Origin of the sequence: Streptomyces chengmaiensis (genome assembly GCF_029846775.1) — a bacterium.
In the GTDB taxonomy this organism is placed as follows: domain Bacteria; phylum Actinomycetota; class Actinomycetes; order Streptomycetales; family Streptomycetaceae; genus Streptomyces; species Streptomyces chengmaiensis.
Genome location: NZ_JARWBG010000020.1, coordinates 38,267 through 61,903, shown reverse-complemented (window position 1 = coordinate 61,903; position 23,637 = coordinate 38,267). Strand labels below are relative to the sequence as shown.

At 72.7% G+C, this 23,637-nt stretch carries 23 protein-coding genes and 1 pseudogene; 16 read left to right on the top strand and 8 right to left on the bottom strand.

Annotation, left to right across the window (positions count from 1 at the left end; translation table 11 throughout):
• Window positions 1-64: 64 nt before the first annotated feature.
• From bioD to QCN29_RS18295, 3 genes are all read left to right on the top strand, one after another.
• Window positions 65-784, top strand: coding sequence for a dethiobiotin synthase (bioD, locus tag QCN29_RS18305; RefSeq protein ID WP_279929327.1), 720 nt, complete (start codon window positions 65-67; stop codon window positions 782-784).
• Window positions 785-788: 4 nt separating this feature from the next.
• Window positions 789-1,145 carry a VOC family protein gene (locus QCN29_RS18300; protein WP_240136321.1) on the top strand — a complete coding sequence of 119 codons (357 nt, stop codon included), beginning with the start codon at window positions 789-791 and terminating at the stop codon, window positions 1,143-1,145.
• A gap of 62 nt (window positions 1,146-1,207) precedes the next feature.
• Window positions 1,208-1,891, top strand: a complete 684-nt coding sequence (locus QCN29_RS18295) for a class I SAM-dependent methyltransferase (RefSeq protein ID WP_279929325.1) — start codon at window positions 1,208-1,210, stop codon at window positions 1,889-1,891.
• 161 nt (window positions 1,892-2,052) lie between these two features.
• Here QCN29_RS18295 and QCN29_RS18290 read toward each other — a convergent pair whose 3' ends face one another.
• Window positions 2,053-2,424, bottom strand: a complete 372-nt coding sequence (locus QCN29_RS18290; RefSeq protein ID WP_240136319.1) for a fic family toxin-antitoxin system, toxin component — start codon at window positions 2,422-2,424, stop codon at window positions 2,053-2,055.
• The gene (locus tag QCN29_RS18285; protein WP_279929324.1) at window positions 2,421-2,678 is read right to left on the bottom strand and encodes a toxin-antitoxin system HicB family antitoxin; all 258 of its coding nucleotides are present in this window, start codon (window positions 2,676-2,678) and stop codon (window positions 2,421-2,423) included. The genes QCN29_RS18290 and QCN29_RS18285 overlap by 4 nt, the downstream gene beginning before the upstream one ends.
• A 122-nt stretch (window positions 2,679-2,800) precedes the next feature.
• Here QCN29_RS18285 and QCN29_RS18280 point away from each other — a divergent pair, with 122 nt between their 5' ends.
• From QCN29_RS18280 to mug, 5 genes are all read left to right on the top strand, one after another.
• The gene (locus tag QCN29_RS18280) at window positions 2,801-4,189 is read left to right on the top strand and encodes a hemolysin family protein (RefSeq protein ID WP_279929321.1); all 1,389 of its coding nucleotides are present in this window, start codon (window positions 2,801-2,803) and stop codon (window positions 4,187-4,189) included.
• Entirely contained in the window at window positions 4,186-5,199 is a 1,014-nt protein-coding gene (locus QCN29_RS18275) for a hemolysin family protein (RefSeq protein WP_240136376.1), read from the top strand. The genes QCN29_RS18280 and QCN29_RS18275 overlap by 4 nt, the downstream gene beginning before the upstream one ends.
• A 78-nt stretch (window positions 5,200-5,277) precedes the next feature.
• Window positions 5,278-6,069 carry an SGNH/GDSL hydrolase family protein gene (locus QCN29_RS18270; protein WP_398859406.1) on the top strand — a complete coding sequence of 264 codons (792 nt, stop codon included), beginning with the start codon at window positions 5,278-5,280 and terminating at the stop codon, window positions 6,067-6,069.
• A 167-nt stretch (window positions 6,070-6,236) separates the two neighbouring features.
• Window positions 6,237-7,679, top strand: a complete 1,443-nt coding sequence (gene purB / locus QCN29_RS18265; protein WP_279929320.1) for an adenylosuccinate lyase — start codon at window positions 6,237-6,239, stop codon at window positions 7,677-7,679.
• Window positions 7,680-7,735: 56 nt separating this feature from the next.
• Window positions 7,736-8,251: a G/U mismatch-specific DNA glycosylase gene (gene mug / locus QCN29_RS18260; protein WP_398859404.1), complete on the top strand. Its 516-nt coding sequence runs from the start codon at window positions 7,736-7,738 to the stop codon at window positions 8,249-8,251.
• Between the two features lie 185 nt (window positions 8,252-8,436).
• Here mug and QCN29_RS18255 read toward each other — a convergent pair whose 3' ends face one another.
• Window positions 8,437-8,850: a hypothetical protein gene (locus QCN29_RS18255; RefSeq protein WP_279929319.1), complete on the bottom strand. Its 414-nt coding sequence runs from the start codon at window positions 8,848-8,850 to the stop codon at window positions 8,437-8,439.
• Between the two features lie 177 nt (window positions 8,851-9,027).
• Here QCN29_RS18255 and QCN29_RS18250 point away from each other — a divergent pair, with 177 nt between their 5' ends.
• Window positions 9,028-10,185 (top strand): ROK family transcriptional regulator, encoded by a 1,158-nt coding sequence (locus QCN29_RS18250; RefSeq protein WP_279929392.1) that lies wholly within the window; start codon window positions 9,028-9,030, stop codon window positions 10,183-10,185.
• A 163-nt stretch (window positions 10,186-10,348) separates the two neighbouring features.
• Here QCN29_RS18250 and QCN29_RS18245 read toward each other — a convergent pair whose 3' ends face one another.
• On the bottom strand, window positions 10,349-11,113 hold the full coding sequence (locus tag QCN29_RS18245; protein WP_279929317.1) for a GntR family transcriptional regulator: 765 nt from the start codon (window positions 11,111-11,113) through the stop codon (window positions 10,349-10,351).
• A gap of 261 nt (window positions 11,114-11,374) precedes the next feature.
• Window positions 11,375-12,259 (bottom strand): RNA polymerase sigma-70 factor, encoded by an 885-nt coding sequence (locus tag QCN29_RS18240; RefSeq protein WP_279929315.1) that lies wholly within the window; start codon window positions 12,257-12,259, stop codon window positions 11,375-11,377.
• A 134-nt stretch (window positions 12,260-12,393) separates the two neighbouring features.
• Here QCN29_RS18240 and QCN29_RS18235 point away from each other — a divergent pair, with 134 nt between their 5' ends.
• On the top strand, window positions 12,394-13,224 hold the full coding sequence (locus QCN29_RS18235; RefSeq protein WP_279929314.1) for an alpha/beta fold hydrolase: 831 nt from the start codon (window positions 12,394-12,396) through the stop codon (window positions 13,222-13,224).
• A gap of 27 nt (window positions 13,225-13,251) precedes the next feature.
• Here the strand turns inward: QCN29_RS18235 and QCN29_RS18230 are convergent, their stop codons facing one another.
• Window positions 13,252-14,469, bottom strand: coding sequence for a DMT family transporter (locus QCN29_RS18230; RefSeq protein WP_279929313.1), 1,218 nt, complete (start codon window positions 14,467-14,469; stop codon window positions 13,252-13,254).
• 48 nt (window positions 14,470-14,517) lie between these two features.
• Between QCN29_RS18230 and pdxR the strand changes: the two genes are divergently transcribed.
• The 4 genes and pseudogenes from pdxR (at window position 14,518) to QCN29_RS18210 (ending at window position 19,704) form a co-directional block, all read left to right on the top strand.
• Complete coding sequence (gene pdxR, locus QCN29_RS18225; protein WP_279929312.1) at window positions 14,518-16,068, top strand: MocR-like pyridoxine biosynthesis transcription factor PdxR; 1,551 nt, start codon at window positions 14,518-14,520, stop codon at window positions 16,066-16,068.
• Window positions 16,058-16,354 (top strand): annotated as a pseudogene (locus QCN29_RS37125) (alkaline phosphatase D family protein); the annotation flags it as partial. The gene pdxR and the pseudogene QCN29_RS37125, both read left to right, overlap by 11 nt.
• Window positions 16,355-16,503: 149 nt before the next feature.
• Complete coding sequence (locus QCN29_RS18215) at window positions 16,504-17,958, top strand: GNAT family N-acetyltransferase (protein ID WP_279929310.1); 1,455 nt, start codon at window positions 16,504-16,506, stop codon at window positions 17,956-17,958.
• Window positions 17,959-18,006: 48 nt separating this feature from the next.
• Window positions 18,007-19,704, top strand: a complete 1,698-nt coding sequence (locus QCN29_RS18210) for a DUF885 domain-containing protein (RefSeq protein WP_279929309.1) — start codon at window positions 18,007-18,009, stop codon at window positions 19,702-19,704.
• A gap of 48 nt (window positions 19,705-19,752) precedes the next feature.
• Here QCN29_RS18210 and QCN29_RS18205 read toward each other — a convergent pair whose 3' ends face one another.
• Window positions 19,753-20,262 (bottom strand): rhodanese-like domain-containing protein, encoded by a 510-nt coding sequence (locus QCN29_RS18205; RefSeq protein ID WP_279929308.1) that lies wholly within the window; start codon window positions 20,260-20,262, stop codon window positions 19,753-19,755.
• A 94-nt stretch (window positions 20,263-20,356) separates the two neighbouring features.
• Here QCN29_RS18205 and QCN29_RS18200 point away from each other — a divergent pair, with 94 nt between their 5' ends.
• Both QCN29_RS18200 and QCN29_RS18195 read left to right on the top strand, forming a co-directional pair.
• On the top strand, window positions 20,357-20,803 hold the full coding sequence (locus tag QCN29_RS18200) for an Lrp/AsnC family transcriptional regulator (protein ID WP_279929307.1): 447 nt from the start codon (window positions 20,357-20,359) through the stop codon (window positions 20,801-20,803).
• A 241-nt stretch (window positions 20,804-21,044) separates the two neighbouring features.
• Window positions 21,045-22,628, top strand: a complete 1,584-nt coding sequence (locus QCN29_RS18195; RefSeq protein ID WP_279929305.1) for an ATP-binding protein — start codon at window positions 21,045-21,047, stop codon at window positions 22,626-22,628.
• A gap of 13 nt (window positions 22,629-22,641) precedes the next feature.
• On the opposite strand, the gene QCN29_RS18190 is transcribed toward QCN29_RS18195, so the two are convergent.
• Window positions 22,642-23,619: an ISL3 family transposase gene (locus tag QCN29_RS18190; RefSeq protein WP_279929390.1), complete on the bottom strand. Its 978-nt coding sequence runs from the start codon at window positions 23,617-23,619 to the stop codon at window positions 22,642-22,644.
• Window positions 23,620-23,637 lie beyond the last annotated feature (18 nt).

Sequence of the window (23,637 nt, the reverse complement as noted above, 5' to 3'; positions counted from 1 at the left end):
GCGATACACACCCTCGAAATCGGGACACTAGGGGCGTACGGGCACTGAGGTGAGGGAAACGCGTATGGGAATCGTCGTCGTCACGGGGACCGGGACCGAGATCGGGAAGACCGTGGTCACCGCGGGGCTCGCCGCGCTCGCGTGGGCCCAGGGGCGCAGCGTCGCCGTGGTGAAGCCCGCGCAGACCGGTCTGGCGCCGGGCGAGCCGGGCGACGCCCAGGAGGCCGCGCGGCTCGCCGGGGATGTGGCGGCCGTGGAGCTCGCCCGGTTTCCGGAGCCGCTGGCGCCCGCGACCGCCGCGCGGCGTGCCGGTGCGGAGCCCGTGCGCCCCGAGCGGGCGGCCGCCGCGGCCGCGGAACTCGCGGAGCGGTACGACCTGGTGCTGGTGGAGGGCGCGGGCGGGCTGCTGGTGCGGTTCGACGACGACGGCGGCACCCTCGCCGACGTGGCCGGGCTGCTCGACGCACCGGTGCTGATCGTCGCAAGCGCCGGTCTCGGCACGCTCAATGCGACCGCGCTGACCGCGGAGGCCCTGCGCACACGGCGGTTGGAGCCACTGGGCGTGGTGATCGGCAGCTGGCCCGCAGAGCCCGACCTCGCATCGCGGTGCAATCTCGCCGATCTGCCCCAGACGGCCGGCGTGCCGCTGCTCGGCGCGGTGCCGGAGGGCGCCGGCGCCCTGCCGGCGAAAGAGTTCCGCGCCCAGGCCGTGCACTGGCTCGCGCCGCAGCTCGGCGGGGACTGGGCGGGCCCCGGCGCGGGTGGGCCCGGCCCCGTACGCTGATCCGATGCGCACCGCACGGATCGACGAGATCGTCTTTGACTGCCATGAGCCGGCGCGTCTGGTCCGCTTCTGGGCCGCCCTGCTCGGAGGCGACCCGGTCGACCGGGGACCCGACTGGTCGTATGTCGACGCTCCCGGCTTCGCCCGCGTCGCCTTCCAGCGCGTCCCGGAAGCGAAGTCCGTCAAGAACCGGCTCCATCTGGATCTGGACGCGGGCGACGTCGACACGGCGGCGGACGAGGCGGGGCGGCTCGGCGCACGGCGCGTGGGAACGGTCGTGACCGATGAACAGGGCAGCTTCCAGGTCATGCGGGACCCCGAAGGGAACGAGTTCTGCTTTGTCGGCGTCGCAGCAGGCTGACATCGGCCGTACCGGGGGGAGAATGGCGGTGACGTCCCGCCGCCGTCCCCAGGAGGTCCGCGATGTTGCCGCGCAGCTCGAAGGTGCCCCGGGACTCGGTTCACCATCCCGTCTTCGCCCGCTTCTACGCCAGGTGGAGTGTGACGGCCGACGAGAAGGGCGGGGTCGCGGCCTACCGGCGTGAGCTGCTCGCCGGTCTTTCAGGCCGGGTCATCGAGATCGGCGCGGGCAACGGCCTGAACTTCGCGTACTACCCGGCGGCCGTCAGCGAGGTCGTCGCGCTGGAACCGGAGCGCTTCCTGCGGAAGTTGGCGGTCGAGGCGGCCGTGCACTCCGAGGTGCCGGTGGATGTGGTGCCGGGTGCGGCGGAGGCGATTCCGGTGAAGAGCGAGGCGTTCGACGCGGCCGTGGTGTCACTGGTGCTGTGTACGGTGCGGGACGCGCCGCGGGCACTGGGCGAGCTCCGGCGCGTGCTGCGCCCCGGCGGCGAACTGCGGTTCTTCGAGCATGTCCTGGCCCCGGGGCGTGGACTGGCGGGATGCCAGCGAGCGCTGGACCGTACGGTGTGGCCGCTGCTCTTCGGGGGCTGTCACACGGCGCGGGACTCGGTCGCCGCGATCGAGGCGGCGGGCTTTGAACTGGGGAGCTGGCGCAGGTTCCGGGTGCCGGAGTCAGGCCCGCGCCTGCCCACGTCCCCCTGCGTCCTGGGCACGGCCCGACGCCCCCTGTCGGACGCGGACGACTGAGATCGGGACTGCGCGGCTCCTGGCCGCCGGCTCCCGGCTCCCGGCTTCTGCCTCCCGGCTCCCGGCTCCCGGCTTCTGCCTCCCGGCTCACGCTGCGGGCGCTGCGGATTCCCTGCTCCCGGACCCCCTGCTCCGAGGCCCCGTCACAGAGTCCAGCGGCGTCACAGAGTCCATCGGCGCAGCTGCTTCGCGATCGCACGGACGTCCGCATGGTCGTCCTTGATCAGCCGGGCCAGGTCTCTGACCTGTTCGGGGGAGGTGGCGACCTTCAGGCCGGAGGCCACGAGATAGCCGTACGCCACGGCGCAGGCGAACATCGCGTTCGAGTGCTCCAGCGCCGGCACATGCAGCAGGAGCTGCAGCAGGGCCGCGGCCCGCACATAGGGGTCCGCGTAGACCTGCACGCCGAATATCTCCGCCTCGTGCCGGCTGACCGCCGCGACAAGGGCGCCCCAGTCGACGACCTGCGGATCGCCGGGCGTCTTGTGCTCGGCGATCATCAGCAGCCAGGCGAGGTCGATCCGCAGGCTCACCGCCGGCCGGGCCGGCCGCCCTCGCCGGGGCCGCCGTGCCGCGCCGTGCCGCCGAACTCCTCGGCGAAGACGGACTCGTACTGCTTCATGAAGTCAGCCGCCGCCTCGACGAAGGTACGTCCCGCCTCGCCCGCGTCCTGCTGGACGAGCTCCTCGATATAGCGGTTCACGCTGATGCCGCGCTGCGTCGCCCGCTCCCGGGCGGCGGCCGCGGTCGTCTCGTCCACACGCACGTTCAGCTGTGTCTTGGCCACGGTCACACGCTAGCGCGCAGACGCTAGCACCCGCAAGAGGTCGCGTATGGCAGTTCGACCGCTCCGGGCCTCCTACGCGCATTTCCTCCTTCCCTGCCGGACCATGGGACGGAGGTGACCCGATGACCGAAGTGCTCCTGCTGTTGACAGCGGTGCTGCTCGCGCTGGCGTGCGGGGCGTTCGTCGCGGCGGAGTTCTCCCTCACCACGGTCGAGCGCGGCGATCTGGAGCGGGCGGTCGAGCGCGGCGAGCGGGGCGCGGCCGGGGCGCTCAAAGCCGTTCGGAGTCTCACCTTCCAGCTATCCGGGGCGCAGCTCGGCATCACGGTCACCAATCTGGTGGTCGGCATGCTCGCCGAGCCGTCGGTCGCCCGGCTGATCCGGGGGCCGATCGAGGCGCTCGGCGCGTCGAGCTCCGTGGCCTCCTCCCTCGCACTGGTCATCGGCACGGCGCTGTCCACGGTCGTCCTGATGGTCGTCGGCGAGCTGGTCCCGAAGAACTGGGCGATCTCCTCGCCACTTGCGGTCGCCAAGGCGGTGGCGCCTCCGCACCGGGTCTTCACCGCCGCCTTCCGCCCGCTGATCGGCCATCTCAACAACGAGGCGAACCGGATCGTGCGGCGACTCGGCATGGAGCCGACGGAGGAGCTGGCCTTTGCGCGCAGCCCGCAGGAGCTGATCGCCCTGGCCCGCCACTCCGCCCGGCAGGGCGCGCTGGAGGCGGACACCGCGGAGCTGTTCGTCCGCACCCTGAGCCTGCCGGAGCTGACCGCGGAGAATGTGATGACCCCGCGGGTGCAGGTCACGGCACTTGAGGCGACGGCCACGGCGGAGGACGTCGCCAATGCGACGCGCGCCACCGGGCTGTCCCGCTTCCCGGTCTACCGGGGCAGCCTCGACACGGTCGTGGGGGTCGCCCACATCCGGGATGTGCTGGCGGTGCCCGCCGCCGAACGGATCCGGCACGGGGTCTCGGAGCTGCTGCGCGAGGCGGTCCTCGTGCCCGCCTCGCTGTCGGTGGACCGGCTGCTGGACCGGCTCTCGGGGCGCTCCTCCATCGCAGTCGTCGTCGACGAGTACGGCGGCACGGCGGGGGTGGTGACCCTGGAGGACATCGTCGAGGAGGTCGTGGGGGAGGTACGGGACGAGCACGATCCGCACGAGACGCCGGACCTGGCGGCGGCGGGCGAGGACGCGGACGGCAGGGCGCTGTGGTCGGCGGACGGCGCGGCGCGCATGGACCAGCTGGAGCGGATCGGGCTGTCCGTGCCGGAAGGGCCGTACGAGACGGTGGCCGGGCTGATCGCCACGATGCTGGGGCGCATCCCCGAGGAGGGCGACGCGGTCGAGCTCGCCGGCTGGCGGCTCGAGGTGGCCGACGCCTCGGGCCGCCGCGCGGCCGGCGTGCTGCTGCATGCGCCGGCGGGCTACCGCCGCGGCGATCGGGGGGCCGGTGAAGGCGGGGACCGGGGGGACGGTGGGGGCGGGGACCGGGGGGACGGACCATGGTGATCGTCATTCAGCTCGGCATCGGTCTGCTCACCCTGGTGGTGAACGCCTTCTTCGTCGGAGCGGAGTTCGCACTGATCTCCGTCCGGCGCAGTCAGATCGAACCGGCCGCCGAGGCCGGAGACCGCAGGGCCCGCAGTGTGCTGTGGGGCCTTGAGCATGTCTCCGCACTGCTGGCGGCCGCCCAGCTCGGCATCACGCTCAGCACCCTGGTGCTCGGCATCGTCGCCGAGCCCGCCATCGCCCATCTGCTGGAGCCGCTGTTCGACGCGCTGGGCGTGCCGCACGGCCTGATCCATCCCATCGCCTTCGTCATCGCGCTGACGGTGGCGACGTATCTGCACATGCTGCTCGGCGAGATGGTCCCCAAGAACATCGCGCTCGCCGAACCCCAGCGGTCGGTGCTGCTGCTCGGCCCGCCGCTGGTCGCCCTGGCACGGGCGCTGCGGCCGGTGATCTTCACGGTGAACGCGTTCGCCAACGCGCTGCTGAAGCTGTTGCGTGTGGAGCCCAGGGACGAGGTCGCGGCAGCGTTCTCCGACGACCAGCTGGTCGGGCTGGTGCAGGACGCGGGTGAGGCCGGGCTGCTCGACGACCGTGCGGCCGAACGGCTGCGGGACGCCCTGGAGCTGGGCCGGCGGCCGGTGCGGGAGGTCGCCTCGCCGATGGAGGAGGTGGTCTCCGCACCGGCGGGGACCACACCGGCGCAGCTGGAGGCGCTGTCGGCCCGGTTCGGCTTCTCCCGCTTCCCGGTGGTGGACGCGGACCGGCGGATCCTGGGCTATCTGCATGTGAAGGACGCCCTGGACGCCCCGGGGCGGGACGCGCCGTTCCCGGTGTCGGCGCTGCGGCCGGTGGCCCGGGTGCGGGGGTCCACCCCGCTGGACGATGTGCTGACGGCGATGCGGCGCAGCCGTACGCATCTGGCGGCGGTGCTCGACGAGAAGGGCCGGCCGCAGGGGCTGGTGACGATGGAGGACGTGCTGCGCGAACTGGTGGGGCGTCCCGGCTGACCTTCCGATCCTCTCGGGCGCGACGGCCGAGGGGCCTACGGAGCCCCTGGACATACCGAGCGGTATGATCGGCCCGCCATGGAGATGACCGACAAGCCGGCTGACCGGTACACGAGCTTTGTCGCGATAGGCGACTCCTTCACGGAAGGGATGTCGGACCTGCTGCCGGACGGCGCCTACCGCGGATGGGCGGACGTCCTGGCGGCCCGCCTCGCCGCCCGCGCCCCCGGCTTCCGGTATGCGAACCTCGCCGTCCGGGGCAAGCTCATCGGGCAGATCGTCGACGAGCAGGTGGACCGGGCCGCGGCCATGCAGCCGGATGTGATCACCCTGGTGGGCGGACTGAACGACGCCTTGCGCCCCACGTGCGACATGGGTCGGGTGCGGGCACTGCTCGAGCAGGCGGCGGAGCGGCTCGCGCCGAACTGCCGGCGGCTGGTGCTGATGCGCAGCCCCGGCCGTCGCGGCCCTGTGATGGAACGCTTCCGCCCCCGCATGGAGGAGCTGTTCACCCATGTGGAGACGGTGGCCGCGCGACACGGCGCGCTGGTCGCGGACCTGTACGGGGCCGAGGTCCTGGGCGATCAGCGGATGTGGGACGCGGACCGGCTGCATCTGACGGCCGAGGGGCACCGCAGGGTCGCCGAGGCCGTGTGGCAGACGCTCGGCCTCGAGGCCGAGGAGGACTGGCGCGCCCCGCTGCCGCCCGCGGTGCGCCCCTCCTGGACGGCCCGGCGGATCGAGGATGTGCGGTTCGCCCGCCGCCATCTGGGCCCCTGGGTCGGGCGTCGGCTGACCGGGCGCTCCTCGGGTGACGGCCGCCCGCCCAAGCGCCCGGACCTGCTGCCGTACGAGCCCGGGGCCGCCTGAGGACAAAGTCTCCGGCCCGCGCGCGCCTCGCTGCGAACGCACGGCCTCGCCGCCTCGCTGCGAACGCACGGCCCTCGCCCGCCTCATGACGGCATACGGCCCTCGTAGCAACGCACAACCGGGACCGTGGCGCTGGCCTGCACAAACCGCCAGTAGACTCTGTGCACGTGACTGCCTCGTCTGCGAAGCCCCGCATCCCGAACGTCCTCGCCGGCCGCTACGCCTCCACGGAGCTTGCCGCCCTGTGGTCCCCCGAGCAGAAGGTCAAGCTGGAGCGCCGACTCTGGCTGGCGGTGCTGCGCGCTCAGCAGGACCTCGGCATCGAGGTGCCCGACGCGGCCCTCGCCGACTACGAGCGCGTGCTCGACCAGGTCGACCTCGCGTCCATCGCCGAGCGTGAGAAGGTCACCCGGCACGATGTGAAGGCGCGCATCGAGGAGTTCAACGCACTCGCGGGCCATGAGCATGTGCACAAGGGCATGACCTCCCGCGATCTGACGGAGAACGTGGAGCAGCTGCAGATCCGGCTCTCGCTGGAGCTGATGCGCGACCGCGCGGTGGCGGTGCTGGCGCGGCTGGGCCGGCTCTCCGGGGAGTACGCGGAGCTGGTCATGGCCGGGCGCTCGCACAATGTGGCCGCGCAGGCCACGACGCTCGGCAAGCGTTTCGCGACGGCGGCGGACGAGCTGCTCGTCGCCTGCGGACGTCTCGAGGACCTGCTCGGCCGCTACCCGCTGCGCGGCATCAAGGGGCCTGTGGGCACCGCGCAGGACATGCTGGACCTGCTGGGTGGCGACCCGGCGAAGCTCGCGGAGCTGGAGCAGCGGATCGCCGCCCATCTGGGCTTCGCGCACGCCTTCACCTCCGTCGGCCAGGTCTACCCGCGCTCCCTGGACTACGACGTGGTCTCCGCCCTGGTGCAGCTGGCCGCGGCCCCCTCGTCGGTCGCCAAGACGATCCGGCTGATGGCCGGGCACGAGCTGGTGACCGAGGGCTTCAAGCCCGGGCAGGTCGGCTCGTCGGCCATGCCGCACAAGATGAACACCCGTTCGTGTGAGCGGGTGAACGGTCTGATGGTCATCCTTCGCGGCTACGCCTCGATGACCGGCGAACTGGCCGGCGACCAGTGGAACGAGGGCGACGTCTCCTGCTCGGTGGTGCGCCGGGTCGCGCTGCCGGACGCGTTCTTCGCCTTCGACGGGCTGCTGGAGACGTTCCTGACGGTGCTCGACGAGTTCGGGGCGTTCCCGGCGGTGGTGTCGCGGGAGCTGGACCGGTATCTGCCGTTCCTGGCCACGACCAAGGTCCTGATGGGTGCGGTGCGGGCCGGCGTGGGCCGTGAGGTCGCCCATGAGGCGATCAAGGAGCATGCCGTCGCCTCGGCGCTGGCCATGCGCGAGCAGGGCGCGGAGCGCAATGAGCTGCTCGACAAGCTGGCGGCGGACGAGCGGATTCCGCTCGACCGGGCGGAGCTGGAGGCGCTGATGGCCGACAAGCTCTCGTTCACGGGCGCGGCGGCCGATCAGGTCTCGGCGGTGGTCTCCCGGATCGAGGAGCTCGTCAAGCAGCACCCGGAGGCCGCGGGCTATACCCCGGGGTCGATCCTCTGACCCGCAGGCCGACCCCCGAGGAGCTTCAGGCCGCCCGCGACCGCACCGTTCCGGATGTGGCCGCGGGCGGCCTGTCCGTGCTGTTCTGCGGCATCAACCCCAGCCTGATGTCCGCGGCCACGGGCTGCCACTTCGCCCGTCCCGGCAACCGCTTCTGGCCGGTGCTGCACCTGTCGGGCTTCACCCCGCGCCGGCTGCTGCCCGAGGAGCAGCACGAGCTCCTCGCGTACGGGCTCGGCATCACCAATGTGGTGGCCAGGGCGACGGCGCGGGCGGACGAGCTGAGCGACTACGAACTCCGCACGGGCGGCGTCGCGCTCCGGGCCAAGGTGGAGCGACTGCGTCCGCGCTGGCTGGCCGTGGTGGGCGTGACCGCGTACCGCACGGCGTTCGGCGACCGAAGGGCCCGGATCGGCCGCCAGGAGGGGACGATCGGCGACACCCGTGTGTGGGTGCTGCCGAATCCGAGCGGGCTGAACGCGCACTGGACGGCGGAGGCGATGGCGGAGGAGTTCCGCCGCCTGCGAGTGGCGGCGGGCGGGTGTGCTCCCCCACCCCGCCCCTTCCCGTAACCGGGGGCAAGCCCCCGGACCCCCGTACGGCCTTCGGCCGTGTCCTCAAATGCCGGACGGGCTGGAAAATCCAGCCCCGCCCGGGGGCCACCGCCCAGCGCTAGCTGGGGAAGCTTGCGGCGCAGGAGTCCGGGGCAGAGCCCCTGTTACGGGAAGGGGCGTGCGGGGTGGGAAAGGTCCAGCCCCTACGGCGGCGCATCCCCCGTGATCAGCACCAGCAGCCCCGGCCGCCGCCCCCGGTCCCGCCGTGCCGTGCCCACGGCTATCCAGCGGTCGTCCGCCTGCCAGGCGGTGACGTAGTCCACAAGGTGGCTCAGGGCGGCCCAGGAGGCCGGAGCATCCTCACCCGAGGCGCTGCGGACGGACAGCGACCACACACTGAACGGATCCGCCCGGCCCCACCGGGCGGACATCAGCGTCACCAGCGCATCGCAGTCCGCCTCACACTGCTCGGACGCCTGCTCCCAGGATGCTTCCTCCGCCGCGCCCCCGACGGCGCCCCCCACGCTCAGCTCCACCAGGTGGTAGCCGGGCCCGTCCTCAGCGAACGCCCGGGTGCGCAGCCGGTCTATCTCGGCGAGCTGGTCTGCTGAGGTCATGCCGTCAGTAAACCGGCCCCCACTGACATATGGCATGCCGTCAGCTGTCGCCGCACTGCGAGCGATTCACCTCCCGTCGGCCGCGTCATGGCTCCCCCGCCCCGCAGGCCGCTCGCCGCGCTCGCGACCAGCGAGTACCATCCGCGTGACATGCGCTCGAGCTGGGAGGACACAACGGTGGGGCGGCTGACCGGCGGGGACCCGTCCCTGCTGCGGCGGATCAACTCCGCGGTGGTACTCCATGCGCTGCGTGGTGCGGACACTCCCACGCTGACCGATCTGACCCGTATCACCGGTCTGTCCCGGCCGACGGTGGAGGGCGTGGTCGAGGGGCTCATCGCGGACGGCCTGGTGACGGAGGCGGCTCCGGAGGAGGGCGAGGCCCGCAGGCAGGGCCGGCCCGCGCGAAGGTTCCGCTTCCGGGCCGAGGCAGGACATCTGCTGGGGATCGAGATCGGTGCCCACCGGGTCGCCGCCCTGCTGTCGGGTCTGGACGGACGGATCATCGGCGCGGGCTCCCGTGAGGTGTCCGAAACCGCCTCGGCGGACGAGCGGCTGGAGCGGGTGCGGTCCGTGGTGACCGATGTGCTGCGGCGGGCAGGTGTGGCACGCGGCAGTCTGCGGGCGGTCGGGGTGGGTTCACCCGGGATCGTGGAGGCGGACGGGACGGTACGGCTGGGGACCGCCCTCCCCGGCTGGACCGGGCTGGCGCTGGGCGAGCGGCTGCGCCGGTCGTTCCGCTGCCCGGTGCTGGTGGAGAACGACGCCAACGCCGCCGCCGTGGCCGAGCACTGGAAGGGTGCGGCCGCGGACTCGGACGACATCGTCTTCGTACTGGCGGGACTCAGCCCGGGGGCCGGCTCGCTGATCGGAGGGCGGCTGCACCGGGGCTTCGGGGGTGCGGCGGGCGAGATCGGCGCTCTGCATCTGCTGGGACGCGAGGTGACCCCGGAGACGCTGCTGTCCACGACGGACGAGCCGCTGCATCCGCTCGACGAGCAGGCGGTGGCCGCGGTCTTCGCGCTCGCTCGGCAGGGCGACGTCCGGGCGCAGGCGGCAGTGGACCGTTTCATCCAGCGTCTGGTGCACGATGTGGCGGCGCTGGTGCTCGCCCTCGACCCCGAGGTGGTGATCGTGGGCGGCTGGGCGGCGGGCCTCGACGGCGTGCTCGATCCGCTGCGCGCACAGCTGTCGCGGTTCTGTCTGCGCCCTCCGCGGGTGACGCTGTCGCTGCTGGGCGAGGCGGCGGTGGCGACGGGCGCGTTGCGGCTTGCGCTGGATCATCTGGAGGAGCAGCTCTTCGCCATCGAAGGGTCGGTGACGGGGCGGCGATAGGCGCCCGCCGCGGCTGCCCTGCCCCGCCTGTCCCGCCTGCCCCGGACTGCCGGCCGGGATCGGCCCCTTGGGCTGACGGACGAGCACGGGGGCGTCCCGTGGCCCGCCCGGTCCCGTGTCAGTCCCCCGGGGGACCGGTCCGGGTAGGCCCCTGCGGGCAGCCTCAGGAGGCCTGCCGCTGCTGCCCGTGGTGGCTGATCTCCAGGTTCCCGAAGTCGCCGAAGGTGAGCCGGCAGGTGTCGGCGCGGTAGGTGGCGACGGAGACCGCCGCGGTCCGGCCGCCGGAGAAGTACCGGGTGGTGACGACGAGCACCGGCGCACCGGGCAGCCGGTCGAGTTCCTTGGCGTCGTCGGCCCGGGCGGAGCCCAGCTCGACGGCGCGGTCCTGTCCTTCGAGGGGGAGGCGGCGGAGCTCGCTCAGGACCGACCGGGCGCGGGCGGGGCCCGAGGGGGTGTCGCCGACGGCCCGCGCGGGAACCGACGCGAGGGGCACGTACAGCAGTTCGGCGGCCAGCGGCTGGCCCTGGCTGAGGCGCAGCCGGCGCACGGTGTGGGCTTCTTCGCCGTCTTCGGCATCGAGCAGCCGGGCCACGGAGTGGGGCGGCAGCACGGTGGTACAGCCGATCGGCTGCCAGGCGTCCTGGCCGGCGCCGGGCCAGCCCTGCCGGGGGGTGGAGACGTCGACACCCATGCGCGGCGGGGCGACCGTGGTGCCGACGCCGCGGCGGCGCTGCAACCGGCCTTCCAGCTCGAGCTGTTCCAGGGCCTGCCGGAGCGTGGCGCGGGCGACGCCGAACCGGGCGGCGAGGTCCCGCTCGTTGGGCAGGATCTCCCCCACCGCGAAGTCCGAGTCGAGCGCTTCGCTGATCACGGTCTTGAGGTGCCAGTACTTGGGCTCCGGCACTGTCTCGAGCTGCGTCGTCCCCACCCTGATCCTCCGCCAATCGCCATGTCAGCGGCGGCTTTGCCGCGCTCTTTTCGCGCCTTTGTTTATTAAAGGTTCCTGCACTAACTCTGCGACCATAGGACGGCGCACACCCTTGGTCAAGACCAATCCAGCGCAGCTTACTCAGTGGAACGGAATGATGCCGCAGCGTGTTGGGACGGCTGCGGGAAGGTGGCGGAAATGAATCTCGCAGCCGCCCCGGGCACGGTGCCCGGCCTGCGGGTTCGGCCCGCAGGCGGGGCTTCAGCCCACTGGCAGCGAGGCGAGCTTGTCGGGATTGCGGATGACGTAGACGCACTGGACGCGCCCGTCCCTGATCGCCAGCTGGAAGACGCTGTCCGGCTTCCCATCCGCCAGGGCCAGCAGCGCGGGGGCGCCGTTGACCTCGACGAAGCGGAGCTCCAACTGCTCGGCGGACTGCTGGGACACGGCGACGAGGAAGCGGCCGACCTTGTCCGCGGTCTCCAGGACGCGCAGGGGGGCCTTGGCCTTGCCGCCGGAGTCCCCGACGAGCCGGACGTCGGGGGCGAGCAGCGTCAGCAGCGCGTCGAAGTCGCCCCCGGAAGCCGCGGCGAGGAAACGCTCGGTCAGTTCGCGGCACTGGACGGGGTCGGCGTCGTAGCGCGGCTTGCGCTCCTGCACATGGCGGCGCGCCCGGCCGGCAAGCTGGCGCACGGCCGCCTCGGAGCGGTCGAGGGCCGAGGCGATCTCGCCGTACGGGAAGCCGAACGCCTCGCGGAGCACGAACACGGCACGCTCCAGCGGGGAGAGGGACTCCAGGACGACGAGGACGGCGAGCGAGACGGAGTCGGCCAGCGCGGCACGCTCGGCGGCGTCGGGGGCGGCGTGCGCCACATCGGTGACAAGGGGCTCGGGAAGCCAGGGCCCGACGTACGACTCCCTGCGCGACCGGATCTGCCGCAGACGGTCGACGGCCAGACGGGTCGCGACGCGCACGAGGTAGGCGCGCGGCTCGGCGACACCGCCGCGGTCTTCGGCGGACCAGCGCAGCCATGCCTCCTGGACCACGTCCTCGGCGTCGGCCACCCTGCCCAGCATGCGGTACGCCACGCCGGTCAGGACGGGCCTGTGCTCTTCGAAGACGTCGGTCACGGTGTCGGTCGCCACGACTCCATCCCAGCACACCCGTTCAGGCTCGGCACAGCGCGGCGCATATGACGCGTTCGGCCTCTTGAACCCTATGCTACCGAGCAGTAATTGTTACTGACAGTCCGTCTATGTTCATGGGTCAGGAGCGCAGCATGGCCGCAGAGATCTCGTTCCCCGTCGACACCCCAGGCGGCAGCCGCGCCCTGACGGTGACATATGAACGCGCGGGGGCCGGCGAGCCGCTGCTGCTTCTGCACGGGATAGGGCACCACTGGCAGGCGTGGGAGCCGGTGCTCGGCGTCCTGGCTGCGGAGCGGGACGTCATCGCCATCGACCTGCCGGGCTTCGGCGCGTCGGCCGCGCTGCCGGAGGGGGTGCCGTACGACCTGGCGACCGTGGCGACGGTGCTCGGCAACCTGTGCGAGGCCCTCGGGGTGGAGCGGCCGCATGTCGCGGGGAACTCCCTCGGCGGACTGCTGGCCCTTCAGCTGGGGCGGGAGAAGCTCGTACGGTCGGTGACCGCGCTGTCCCCCGCCGGATTCTGGTCGGAGGCGGAGCGGCGCTATGCGTTCACCACGCTGCGGGCGATGCGGGCCGGTGCGCAGACCATGCCGCCCGCCCTGGTCGAGCGGCTCTCCCGGTCGGCGGCGGGACGGGCGGCGCTCGTCAGCAGCATCTACGCCCGGCCCGGGCGCAGATCGCCCGAGGCTGCCGTCGCGGAGACGCTGGCACTGCGCAACGCGACGGGGTTTGAACCGACACTGGTCGCCGGAGGGTCGGTGCTCTTCACCGACGACATCCCGGATGTCCCGGTCACCATCGCCTGGGGCACCAAGGACCGGCTGCTGCTGCGGCGGCAGGGGGTGCGGGCCAAGCACGTCATCCCGGGCGCCCGCCTCATCCGGCTGCCGGGCTGCGGCCATGTCCCGATGAGCGATGATCCGGCCCTGGTGGCCCGGGTGATCCTCGACGGCAGCCGGTAGCCGGTAGCCGGCAAGAGCAGGAGGGCCTCAGACGCGACCGCGCGTGGGCGGGGGCGCGGGCGCCGCGGCTGCGGGCACGGGCTCCAGCTCCGACTCGGGCTCGAGCTCGGGCTCGGGCTCGGGCTCGGCCAGCGGTACGGGCTCCGGCACGGGCGCGGGTGCGGGTGCGGGTGCGGGTGCGGGTGCGGCCGCGGGTGCGGGTGCGGCCGCGGGTGCGGGTGCGGCCGCGGGACACGCCGAAGCTGAAGGCTCCGGTGCCCGCGCCGGCACGGGCGCTGGTGCGGGCCGCGGCGACGCGGGTACGGGCTCGGGCTCGGGCTCGGCCAGCGGTACGGGCTCGGGCTCGGGACGCGCCGGGCGTCCGGTGCGGGGACGGCGCGCCAGGACACCGGAGCCCAGGGCGACGCCCGCCGCCACGAGGGCGCTGCCCAGCACCTGCGGCACCCCGTACGCACCGGCGGCGACGAGCGGCGCGGTCAGCGCGGCGGAGACCGGGATCAGCCCGGAGAAGAGCGTGGCGCGCTCGGCGCCGATGTGCTGCATGGCCCGGTACCAGCAGACAAAGCCGACCACGGTCGCCACCGCCGCCTGCCACAGCAGTGCCAGCGCCTCGGCGGCGGTGGGCGCGGGCAGCATGCCGCGGCCGTCCACGACCAGACCGGCGAACGCCGACTCCACCGCCGCGACGCCGCACACCGTCGCCGACAGCAGCCGAGGGCCCAGGGGGCGCAGCACGGGCACCGCGAGCAGGGCGAACCCGACCTCACCGAGGAGCGCGCAGAGCGACCAGGCGATCCCGGCGGCGTCCGTGCGCCCCCACCCCTGGACGGTGAACGCCCCGGCGGCCACCAGCAGCGCGCCCAGCAGCACGGGGCGCGCGCACCGCCGGCCGTCGAGCAGCGGGGCCAGTACGGCGACGGCCACGGGCGCACAGCCGACGAACACCCCTGGAACGGCGGGCTCCGCGGTGCGCTCCGCCGCCAGCACCGACAGGTTGAAGCCGACCATGCCGACCGCCGCGAGCAGCGCGAGCCGCCCCCACTGACGGGCCGTCAGCGTGCGCAGGGGCGCGCAGCCGCCGCGTCCCAGCAGCGGCAGGAGCAGCATGCAGGCCACTCCGTAGCGCAGCGCCTGGCCGCCTGCGTACGGATAGCCGCCGAGGACGCTGTTGGCGGTGAAGGACGCGCCGACGAGGACGCAGGCGAAGGCGGCGAGCAGCGCCCCGCGCAGGGGGTGGGTGTTCATGCGGCCGACGCTAGGCGGCGGGGGCGGACCGGTTTAAGGTCCACTTCCATGGTGGATTCGGGGACCAATTCGGGGACTGACGCGGGGACTGACGCGGGGACTAGCGCGGGGACTGACGCGGAGGCCGGTACTCAGACCGGTGCCGGTACCGGTACCGGTTCCAAAGGCGGACCGGTGTGGTCGGCGGCCTGGGAACTGCTGCTGCCCGCGGCCGCCGCCCCACCGCGTGGCCGTGGCCGAGCCCTGCAGTCGGCGCTGCGCGAGGCGGTGCGGTCCGGTCGGCTGGCCTCCGGCACCCGGCTGCCGTCGAGCCGGGAACTCGCCGCGGACCTGGGCGTCTCCAGAGGGCTGGTGACGGAGGCGTACGAACAGCTCAGCGCCGAGGGCTATCTGCGCAGCGGGCGCGGGGCGGGCACCTGGGTCGGCGATGCCGTGGGCGCGGACGTGCGGCCGGCGCACGATCTTGCGCCCCGCGCTCCCGGAACGACAGCCGACTTCCGGCCCGGCACACCCGATCTGTCCCTGTTCCCGCGCACCGCGTGGGCGGCGGCGCACAAGGCGGCGCTGGCGCGGCTGGAGCACCATGCCCTCGGCTATCCGGATCCTCGCGGCCTGCCGGAGCTTCGCACCGCTCTGGCCGCCCTGCTGACCCGGCGGCGCGGCGCGGCCGCGGATCCCGAGGCCCTGGTGATCTGCTCGGGCGTGGCACAGGCTCTCAGCCTGCTCGGCTTCGTCCTGCGCGAGCGCGGGCACCGTGCGATCGGGGTGGAGGATCCGGGCAGCCCTGAGCACGGCGGGCTGTTCGCGGCGACCGGGCTACGCGCCGTGGGGCTGCCGCTCGATGGGCACGGTCTGGCGACCGGGCCGCTCCGGGACAGCGGTGTACGGGCCGTGGTCATGACACCCGGCCATCAGTTCCCCACCGGCCTCGCCTGCTCCCCCGACCGCCGCGCCGAGCTGCTGCACTGGGCGCGCGCCGTGGACGGGCTGATCGTGGAGGACGACTACGACGGCGACTTCCGCTATGACCGCGCCCCGGTGGGCGCGCTCCAGGGCCTCGACCCGGAACGGGTCGCGTACACCGGTTCGGTGAGCAAGTCGCTCGCCCCGGGGCTGCGGCTCGGCTGGCTGCTGGCGCCGCGACGCCTCGCCGAGGCGGTGGTGCGCCGCAAACGCACCATGGACCTCGGCCATCCGGTGCTGGACCAGGCGCTGCTGGCCGACTTCGTCGTGCGGGGCGAGTACGACCGTCAACTGCGCCGCTGCCAGCGCGCCTACCGGGAGCGGCGGGACACGCTGGCTGCGGCGCTCGCCGAGCACTTCCCGGGCACGGAGGTCAGCGGCATCGCGGCGGGGCTGCACCTCATCGCCCGGCTGCCCGAGCGGTACGGGCCCGAGCCGCGGTTCCTGGAGCACGCGGCCGCGGCAGGGATCGCCGTACGGCCGCTCTCGGGCTTCCGCACCGCCGTGCGGGAGCCTGCGGAGCGGACGCCGGACGCCGCCGCGGTGCGGCTGGTGCTGGGATACGCCCATCTGACGCCCGCGGACATCGAGCGCGGCGTGCGGCTGCTGGCGGACGCGGTGACGGGTGACGCGTAGCGGACGGACGCCAGACGCCAGACGGCAGACGGCAGACGCCAGACGCCAGACGGCAGACGGCAGACGGCAGACGGCAGACGGCAGACGGCAGACGGCAGTCAAACCGCTGCGGTTCGTCAAACACCGCAGGGTCAAGGGCACGTTCCGGCCGACCGCCGATGTGCACTGCACGGCGGCCCAGCACTACGCTCCCGAGCGGGCGGCGTTCAAGGACTTCGCGCCGTTCCGGGAGTTCGTCTCGGAGCCGCTGGCGGCCGCTGGTTTCCGGGCGAACGCGCCGGAGGCGGCACGTGCTCTTCAGTACGACGCTTCAGCGGGGGCGGGCAGGGCAGTAACAATCAGCAAAAATCAGTCAAGAGTCACCCAGATACCCGCTTAACCCATCAGTCACAAGGTGTTCGTGATCACGCAACACCGCTCCGTCACGCTGAAGGCATGAAAGATGTGACTTCTGCGAAGAGTGCCCGCCGTCCGCACCACTGGCGGCGAGACCTCGTCGAGCTGGCCGCCCTGTTCACCGCCGTCGCCGTCGCCGACGCCGTGGCCAATCTGATCGGCCATGGCCCCGACGGCCCTGAGCTGCTGCTCGGATCGGCCGGCATCCTCGTCGCCACGGCCGCGTTCCACACATGGTGGGCACGCCGCCACAGCCATGCGCCTCCGGCGGACGAAGCCGCCGGCGCGGACCGCGGCGCGGCCGCCGCTCCGGCAGGCCAGGGCGGGCAGCCCGCCCACGCGACCACGCTGTGGCGAATGCGCACGACCGTTCGGGACGCCCCCGGCAGCCTGGCCGCGCTGTGCACGGCGCTGGCCCGTCACGGCGTCGACATCCTCACGCTGCAGACGCATCCGCTCGCCCAGGGCACGGTGGACGAGTTCCTGCTGCGCGCCCCCGCCGACCTGCCGGCACATGAGCTGACCAGGGAGATCGCCGCGGCCGGCGGCTCGAGCACCTGGATCGAGCGCGCCGACGCCCACGACCTCGTGGACACCCCCACCCGAGTCCTCGGCCTGGCCACCCGCACCGCGCTGGACGCGGCCGAACTCCCGCTCGCCCTGCGTCAGCTGCTGGGCCGCTGCACCATCCGCTCACTCCCGGCTCTGACCCTCACGGGCCGCCCCACCGGCGAGACGCCTCCCGTGGAGGGCGTGCTGGAGGACAAGGACACCGTCATGCGGCTGCGCGACCCGAACGGCGGGTCGATCACCGTCGAGCGGACCTACCTTCCCTTCACCCCCACGGAGTTCGCCCGCGCGCGTGCCCTGGTCGAACTGGACGCCCGGCTCGGACCGCGCATCCCTCGCAGCCAGGACGTCCTCACGCTCCCCGAGGGCAATGAGATCACCGTGCGCCGGGCGGGCGAGGACGATCTGCCGGCCGCCCGCGCCATGCACGACCGCTGCTCCGAGCAGACGCTGGCGAAGCGGTACCACGGGCCCGTCGGCGACGCCGACCGCTATCTCAGCCATCTGCTCAGCCCCCGCTTCGGCCGCACACTGGCCGTCGAGACGGCCTCCGGCCGACTGGCAGCCCTCGGTCATCTGCTGTGGGACGGCGACGAGACGGAGGTCGCGCTGCTGGTGGAGGACGAGTGGCAGCGCCGCGGGATCGGCTCCGAACTCCTCGGCCGGCTCACGGCCCTGGCGATCGAGGCGGGCTGCGAGAGCGTCTACGCCGTCACCCGGTCCTCGAACACCGGCATGGTCGCGGCGATGCGCGGCCTCGGACTGCCCCTGGACTACCAGATCGAGGAAGGCACACTGGTCATCACGGCACGGCTGGACATGACGCCGGCGGTTCCCCCGTCGGCGCCGGCGGCTGTGTCGGCGTTCGTCCCGTGGGCCGGGCCTTCGGCCGCACCGTCGCGCCATGGACGCCTCGACGTGTGAGATCGAAGGATGGTGACGCGGAGCCCGTCCTCGTATGAGGATGTGCGCATGCCAGTCACTTCCAGCAACGCGTTGCCCCGACAGGTCGCCGACGCCTATGTCGACGCCCGTATCGAACTCGACCCCGCCGTAGGCACATATCTGGGCCACAAGCAGAGCTCGAGCCGGCTGCCCGACTACTCCCCCGCCGGTCAGGAGGCGCTCGCCGACCTCGCCAGGGAGACCCTCGGAAAACTCGACGCGGCGGAGAAACAGCCGGAGGCGAACAGCGACGAGGAGCGGCGCTGCGGGCGTCTGCTCCGGGAGCGGCTGACGGCCGAACTGGCCGTGCACGAGGCGGACGAGGGCCTGCGGGCGGTGAGCAACATCCACTCGCCCGCCCACACCGTGCGTGAGGTGTTCACCGTGACGCCGACCGAGACCGAGGAGGACTGGGCGGCGGTCGCGCAGCGGCTGCGGGCGGTGCCGCAGTCCCTGGAGGGCTACCGGGCCTCGCTGGCCCTGGGCCTCGACCGCGGTCTTCCGGGCGGGCCGCGCGCCGCCGGCACGTTCATCGGACAGCTCGGCGAATGGCTCGGCGAAGGCGGCAGCAGCGGCGGGCGGGGCTGGTTCGAGGAGTTCGCCGCGGGCGGGCCCGAACGGCTGCGCACCGAGCTGGACGAGGCCGCCCGGACGGCGAACGCCTCGCTGGACGAGCTGCGCGGCTGGATGCGCGGGGTGTACGCCCCTGCCGTGTCGGGCGCGGCCGACACGGCAGGAAGGGAGCGGTACGCCCGTTGGTCGCGGTACTTCAACGGCACGGATCTCGATCTCGACGAGGCGTATGCGTACGGCTGGTCGGAATACCACCGGCTGCTGGGTGAGATGAGGAAGGAGGCGGACAGGATCCTGCCGGGCGCGGGCCCTTGGGAGGCGCTGGCGCACCTCGACGAGCACGGCGAGCACATCGAGGGCGTCGAGGAGGTGCGGGTCTGGCTGCAGGATCTGATGGACGAGGCCGTCGAGGCGCTGGACGGCACGCATTTCGAACTGGCGGAGCGGGTACGGAGGGTGGAGTCCAGGATCGCCCCTCCGGGCGGCGCGGCCGCCCCGTACTACACCGCGCCGTCGGAGGACTTCAGCCGCCCCGGCCAGACATGGCTGCCGACGATGGGCGCGACGCGCTTCCCGGTGTACGACCTGGTGTCCACGTGGTACCACGAGGGCGTGCCCGGGCATCATCTGCAGATCGCGCAGTGGGTGCACGTCGCGGATCGGCTCTCCCGCTACCAGGCCACGATCGGGCAGGTGAGCGCCAACGCGGAGGGATGGGCGCTGTATGCCGAGCGGTTGATGGACGAGCTGGGCTTCCTGCCCGACCCTGAGCGGCGGCTCGGCTATCTCGACGCCCAGATGATGCGCGCCTGCCGGGTGATCGTGGACATCGGCATGCATCTCGGCCTTCGGATCCCGGCGGACTCGCCCTTCCGCCCGGGTGAGCGCTGGACGCCGCAGCTGGCGCAGGCGTTCTTCGGGATGCACAGCAGCAGGCCCGCGGAGTTCGTGGAGAGCGAGCTGACCCGCTATCTGTCGATGCCCGCTCAGGCGATCGGCTACAAGCTGGGCGAGCGGGCGTGGCTGCTGGGCCGGGAGAACGCCCGCAGGGCGCACGGGGCCGCGTTTGACGCGAAGGCCTGGCACATGGCGGCGCTGTCGCAGGGGTCGCTGGGTCTGGACGACCTGGTGGACGAGTTGTCGAAGCTCTGAGGGGCGGGCGGCGTCCGCATCGCGCGGACGCCGCCCGCGGCCCGGACCTCAGCAGCCGCAGGCGGCGGCCGCGCGGTCCGGCGCGGTGAGCGGGTCCGGCGCGCTACGGGCCGGACCCTCGGCCGTCTCGTACGCGAACCCTTCGCGGACCCAGTACTCGAAGCCGCCGAGCATCTCCTTGACCTGGTAGCCGAGTTCCGCGAGGGCGAGTGCGGCGCGTGTGGCGCCGTTGCAGCCGGGGCCCCAGCAGTACGTGACCACCGGCACGGCCTTGTCGAGCAGCTGCCCGGCCCGTTCGGCGATCCGGTCCACGGGCAGGTGCACGGCGCCGGGGACATGCCCCTGCTCCCAGGATTCGGCCGAGCGGGAGTCGAGGACGACGAAGCCCGGCTCCCCCTCGGCGGCGAGTGCGGCGGCGACGTCGGAGCAGTCCGTGTGGAAGGCCAGCGCGGCGCCGAAGTGGGCGGCGGCAGCGGCCGGGGACGCCGGCGGTATGCGCAGGACGGGGCAGCCGGACGGGGTCGTGGTGAGGTGCGTGGTGGGGTGCGTTGTCGTCATGCCCGGAAATCTATGGTTTCCGCCGCGCTCACTGAAGGAGGTTTCCACGGCACTGGCCTTGATCGGCGGTGGAATCCCCTGCTATCCAGGGTCGATGACCGCGTTTTCACCGGATGCAACCGACTGGCGCATTCTTGATGTGCTGCAGCAGGACGGGCGGGTCAGCTTCGCCGAGCTGGCCCGGGCCGTGTCGATGTCGCCGAGCGCCGTGACCGAGCGGGTCCGCAGGCTGGAGGAGGCCGGGGTGATCTCCGGCTATGCGGCGGTGGTGGACCGGGAGAAGCTGGGGCTGCCGATCCTGGCGTATGTGCGGCTGCGCTATCCGAACGGGAACTACAAGCCGTTCCACGATCTGCTCGCGGCGACCGCGGAGATCCTGGAGGCGCACCATGTCACAGGCGATGACTGCTTTGTGCTGAAGGTCGCCGCGCGGTCCATGAGCCACCTGGAGGAGGTCTCCGGGCGGATCGGGGCGCTTGGCTCGGTCACCACGAGCGTCGTCTACTCCTCCCCTCTCCCCGGCCGCGCCGTCAGCCGCTGAGGGCCGTCAGACGGTGTCGTCCAGACGGGAACCGCTCCTGTATGCCCGGGCGGTCGCCGGAGGCGCTCCAGCGGTGACCGCATCCCAGCGGGCGCTGGCCGCGTTTCTGCGTCTGCCCGCCGGGTGATCTTCGCACCGGGGCACCGCTGCTCTGGCACTCGTGGCCGTACGGGGCGGTGTAGCCGGTGGTCGGGTGCACGGTCGCCTCAGGTTGTCGGTGCCGTCGGCTAGCGTGCGAGGTATGCGCTACTTCAATACGGCCGGGCCGTGCGTCCCCACGCGTCACTACATGGTGCCGGCCCAGGAGCGGCTGCCCAGGGCCCGCGGGTACATCGAGCAGGGCCAGTACTTCGTGGTGCACGCGCCACGGCAGACCGGGAAGACGACGGTGCTGGCGGCGATGGCCCGGGAACTGACGGCCTCGGGCCGGTACGCGGCGCTGCACTTCTCGTGCGAGAGCGCGGAGGTGGCCGGGGAGGACTACGGCCAGGCCGAGCTGCTGGTGCTGGAGGCGATTCGGCGGTCCGCGGAGTCCGCTGGGCTTCCTGATGAGCTCGCGCCCCCCGCCTCCTGGCCCGACGCGGTGCCCGGGTCCCGGCTCACGCGGGGGCTGACTGAGTGGGTGCGGAGCTGTCCGCGTCCGCTGGTGCTGTTCTTCGACGAGATCGACGCGCTGCGGGGGGAGAGCCTGCGCAGTGTGCTGCGCCAGTTGCGCGATGGCTTCACTGTCAGCCGTGGCGGCTTCCCGCATGCGGTGGTGCTGTGCGGGCTGCGGGATGTGCGTGACTACAAGGCGGTCTCGGGCGGGGATCCGGGGCGCCTTGGCACGTCGAGTCCGTTCAACATCAAGGTGGCGTCGCTGCGGTTGGGCGACTTCACCGAGGCCGAGGTCGCCGAGCTGTACGGGCAGCACACCACGGAGACGGGCCAGGATTTCACGGTGGATGCGCTGGAGCGTGCCTTCAGCTTTACCCAGGGACAGCCGTGGCTGGTCAACGCGCTGGCCCGGGAGATCGTCGAGGAGATGGGGGTGCCGTCGGACACGCCGATCACGGCCGAGCACATGGAGGAGGCGAAGGAGCGGCTGGTCCTGGCGCGTGCGACGCATCTGGACTCGCTGGCCGCCAGGTTGGGCGAGGACCGGGTGCGGCGGGTGATCCAGCCGGTGATCGCTGGCGAGCTGCTCCTGCCGACGGACACGTACGACGACGATCTGGTGTACGTGCGCGACCTGGGGCTGGTCGCTCCGGACGCGCCGGTGCGGGTGGCCAATCCGATCTACCAGGAGGTCATTGTCCGGGTCCTGGGAAACAACACGGAGGGCCAGGTCGTCGCCGCCCCGAGCAGCTTCCGGCTGCCGGACGGCCGGATCGACATGGACAAGCTGCTGTGCTCCTTCGCCGAGTTCTGGCGGGAGAACGGCGAGATCCTGGCCACCGCCTCGACCTACCCGGAGGCCGCGGCACAGCTGGTGATGATGGCCTACCTGCATCGGATCGTGAACGGGGCGGGTTTCATCGACCGGGAGTACGGGGTCGGCCGGCGGCGCGTGGACCTGCTGATTCGCCAGCCGTACACCGCTGCCGACGGTTCGCGGGCGGTGCAGCGCGAGGCGCTGGAGCTGAAGGTGTGGCGCCAGGGCCGCACCGACCCCCTCGCCGAGGGGCTGGCACAGTTGGACGACTACCTGGACCGCATGGAGCTGTCCACGGGCACCCTCGTCGTCTTCGACACCCGCCCGCAGGCAGCCCCGGTCCACGAGCGCACCGCCTTCTCGCAGCAGACCACGCCCTCCGGGCGCTCCGTCACCCTGCTGCGCGCCTGACGGCCGGGAGACCTCAGCCAGGAGCGCCCCCGGATCTTCCTCCCGTGGCGGCCTGGCCACTGGCCTGGCCTCCTACGTACTGCGGGTGGGGGTGATGGTCGACTACAAGACTGGCCGCCGTGAGCACACCACGGGCCGCCGCACCGGCAACCGGGCCGAGACCGCCCCTCAGCGTGCCGCCGACGCCCTGTGGATCGCCGGACTGCTGCTCGGCGGCACCGCCACCGTTCCGGCTGCCAGGCCACGGTCCGCTGGCCGCCACAGGCTGCACCACCTCGGGCTCCGCCGCGGGAGTGTCGTGGCTGCTGGTCCGTGCTGGAGGCGGGTCCGCCAGGCGGGAGCGATGGGCGTTGACCGTCTTCTCGACCGCCTGGCCGAGGTTGGCCCACAGGTGATAGCGATCCGCGACCTGTTCGGCCTGCGGCGACCCGACCCGAGCGCCCTCCCCGTATCCGCTGGATCGGTCCCGGCAGATGACCTTCAGCTCGGGGTGTTTGCGGAGCCAGGCAGCCTCCTCCCCGTCGCGGCCGTCATAGAGGTGCAGCGGCCGGTGGGTGGCCATGTCGATCAATACCGTGCCGTAGTGGCGGCCCTTGCGGAAGGCGAAGTCGTCGACGCCGACGACCTCCACCTTGCCGGTCTCCGGCTCGGGCAGGGACCTGACCAGCCGCAACAGCGTGTCCCCACCTATGGTGAGGCCGACCGCGGACGCCAGTCGGGCTCCGGCCCGGCCGGCGAGGGCCAGCCCGATCTGCGTCAACACCTCGCGCAGCAGCGGGATATGCCGACTGTGCGGGGTGGTCAGTCCCAAGACCTGCTCGGCGAACGTCACCGCAGTGCAGGCAGGGTTCTCGCAGCGGAAGCGGCGCACGCATAGCTCGATCACGGCACCGAGCCCGCCCACGGCGACATCACGCAGCCTGCGTACGTATCGACGGGGCACCCGGGCCAAACTCTGACCGCACTGGCAGGAGCCAGTCGTCGCCCGCACGCGAGTTCTCAGCACTAC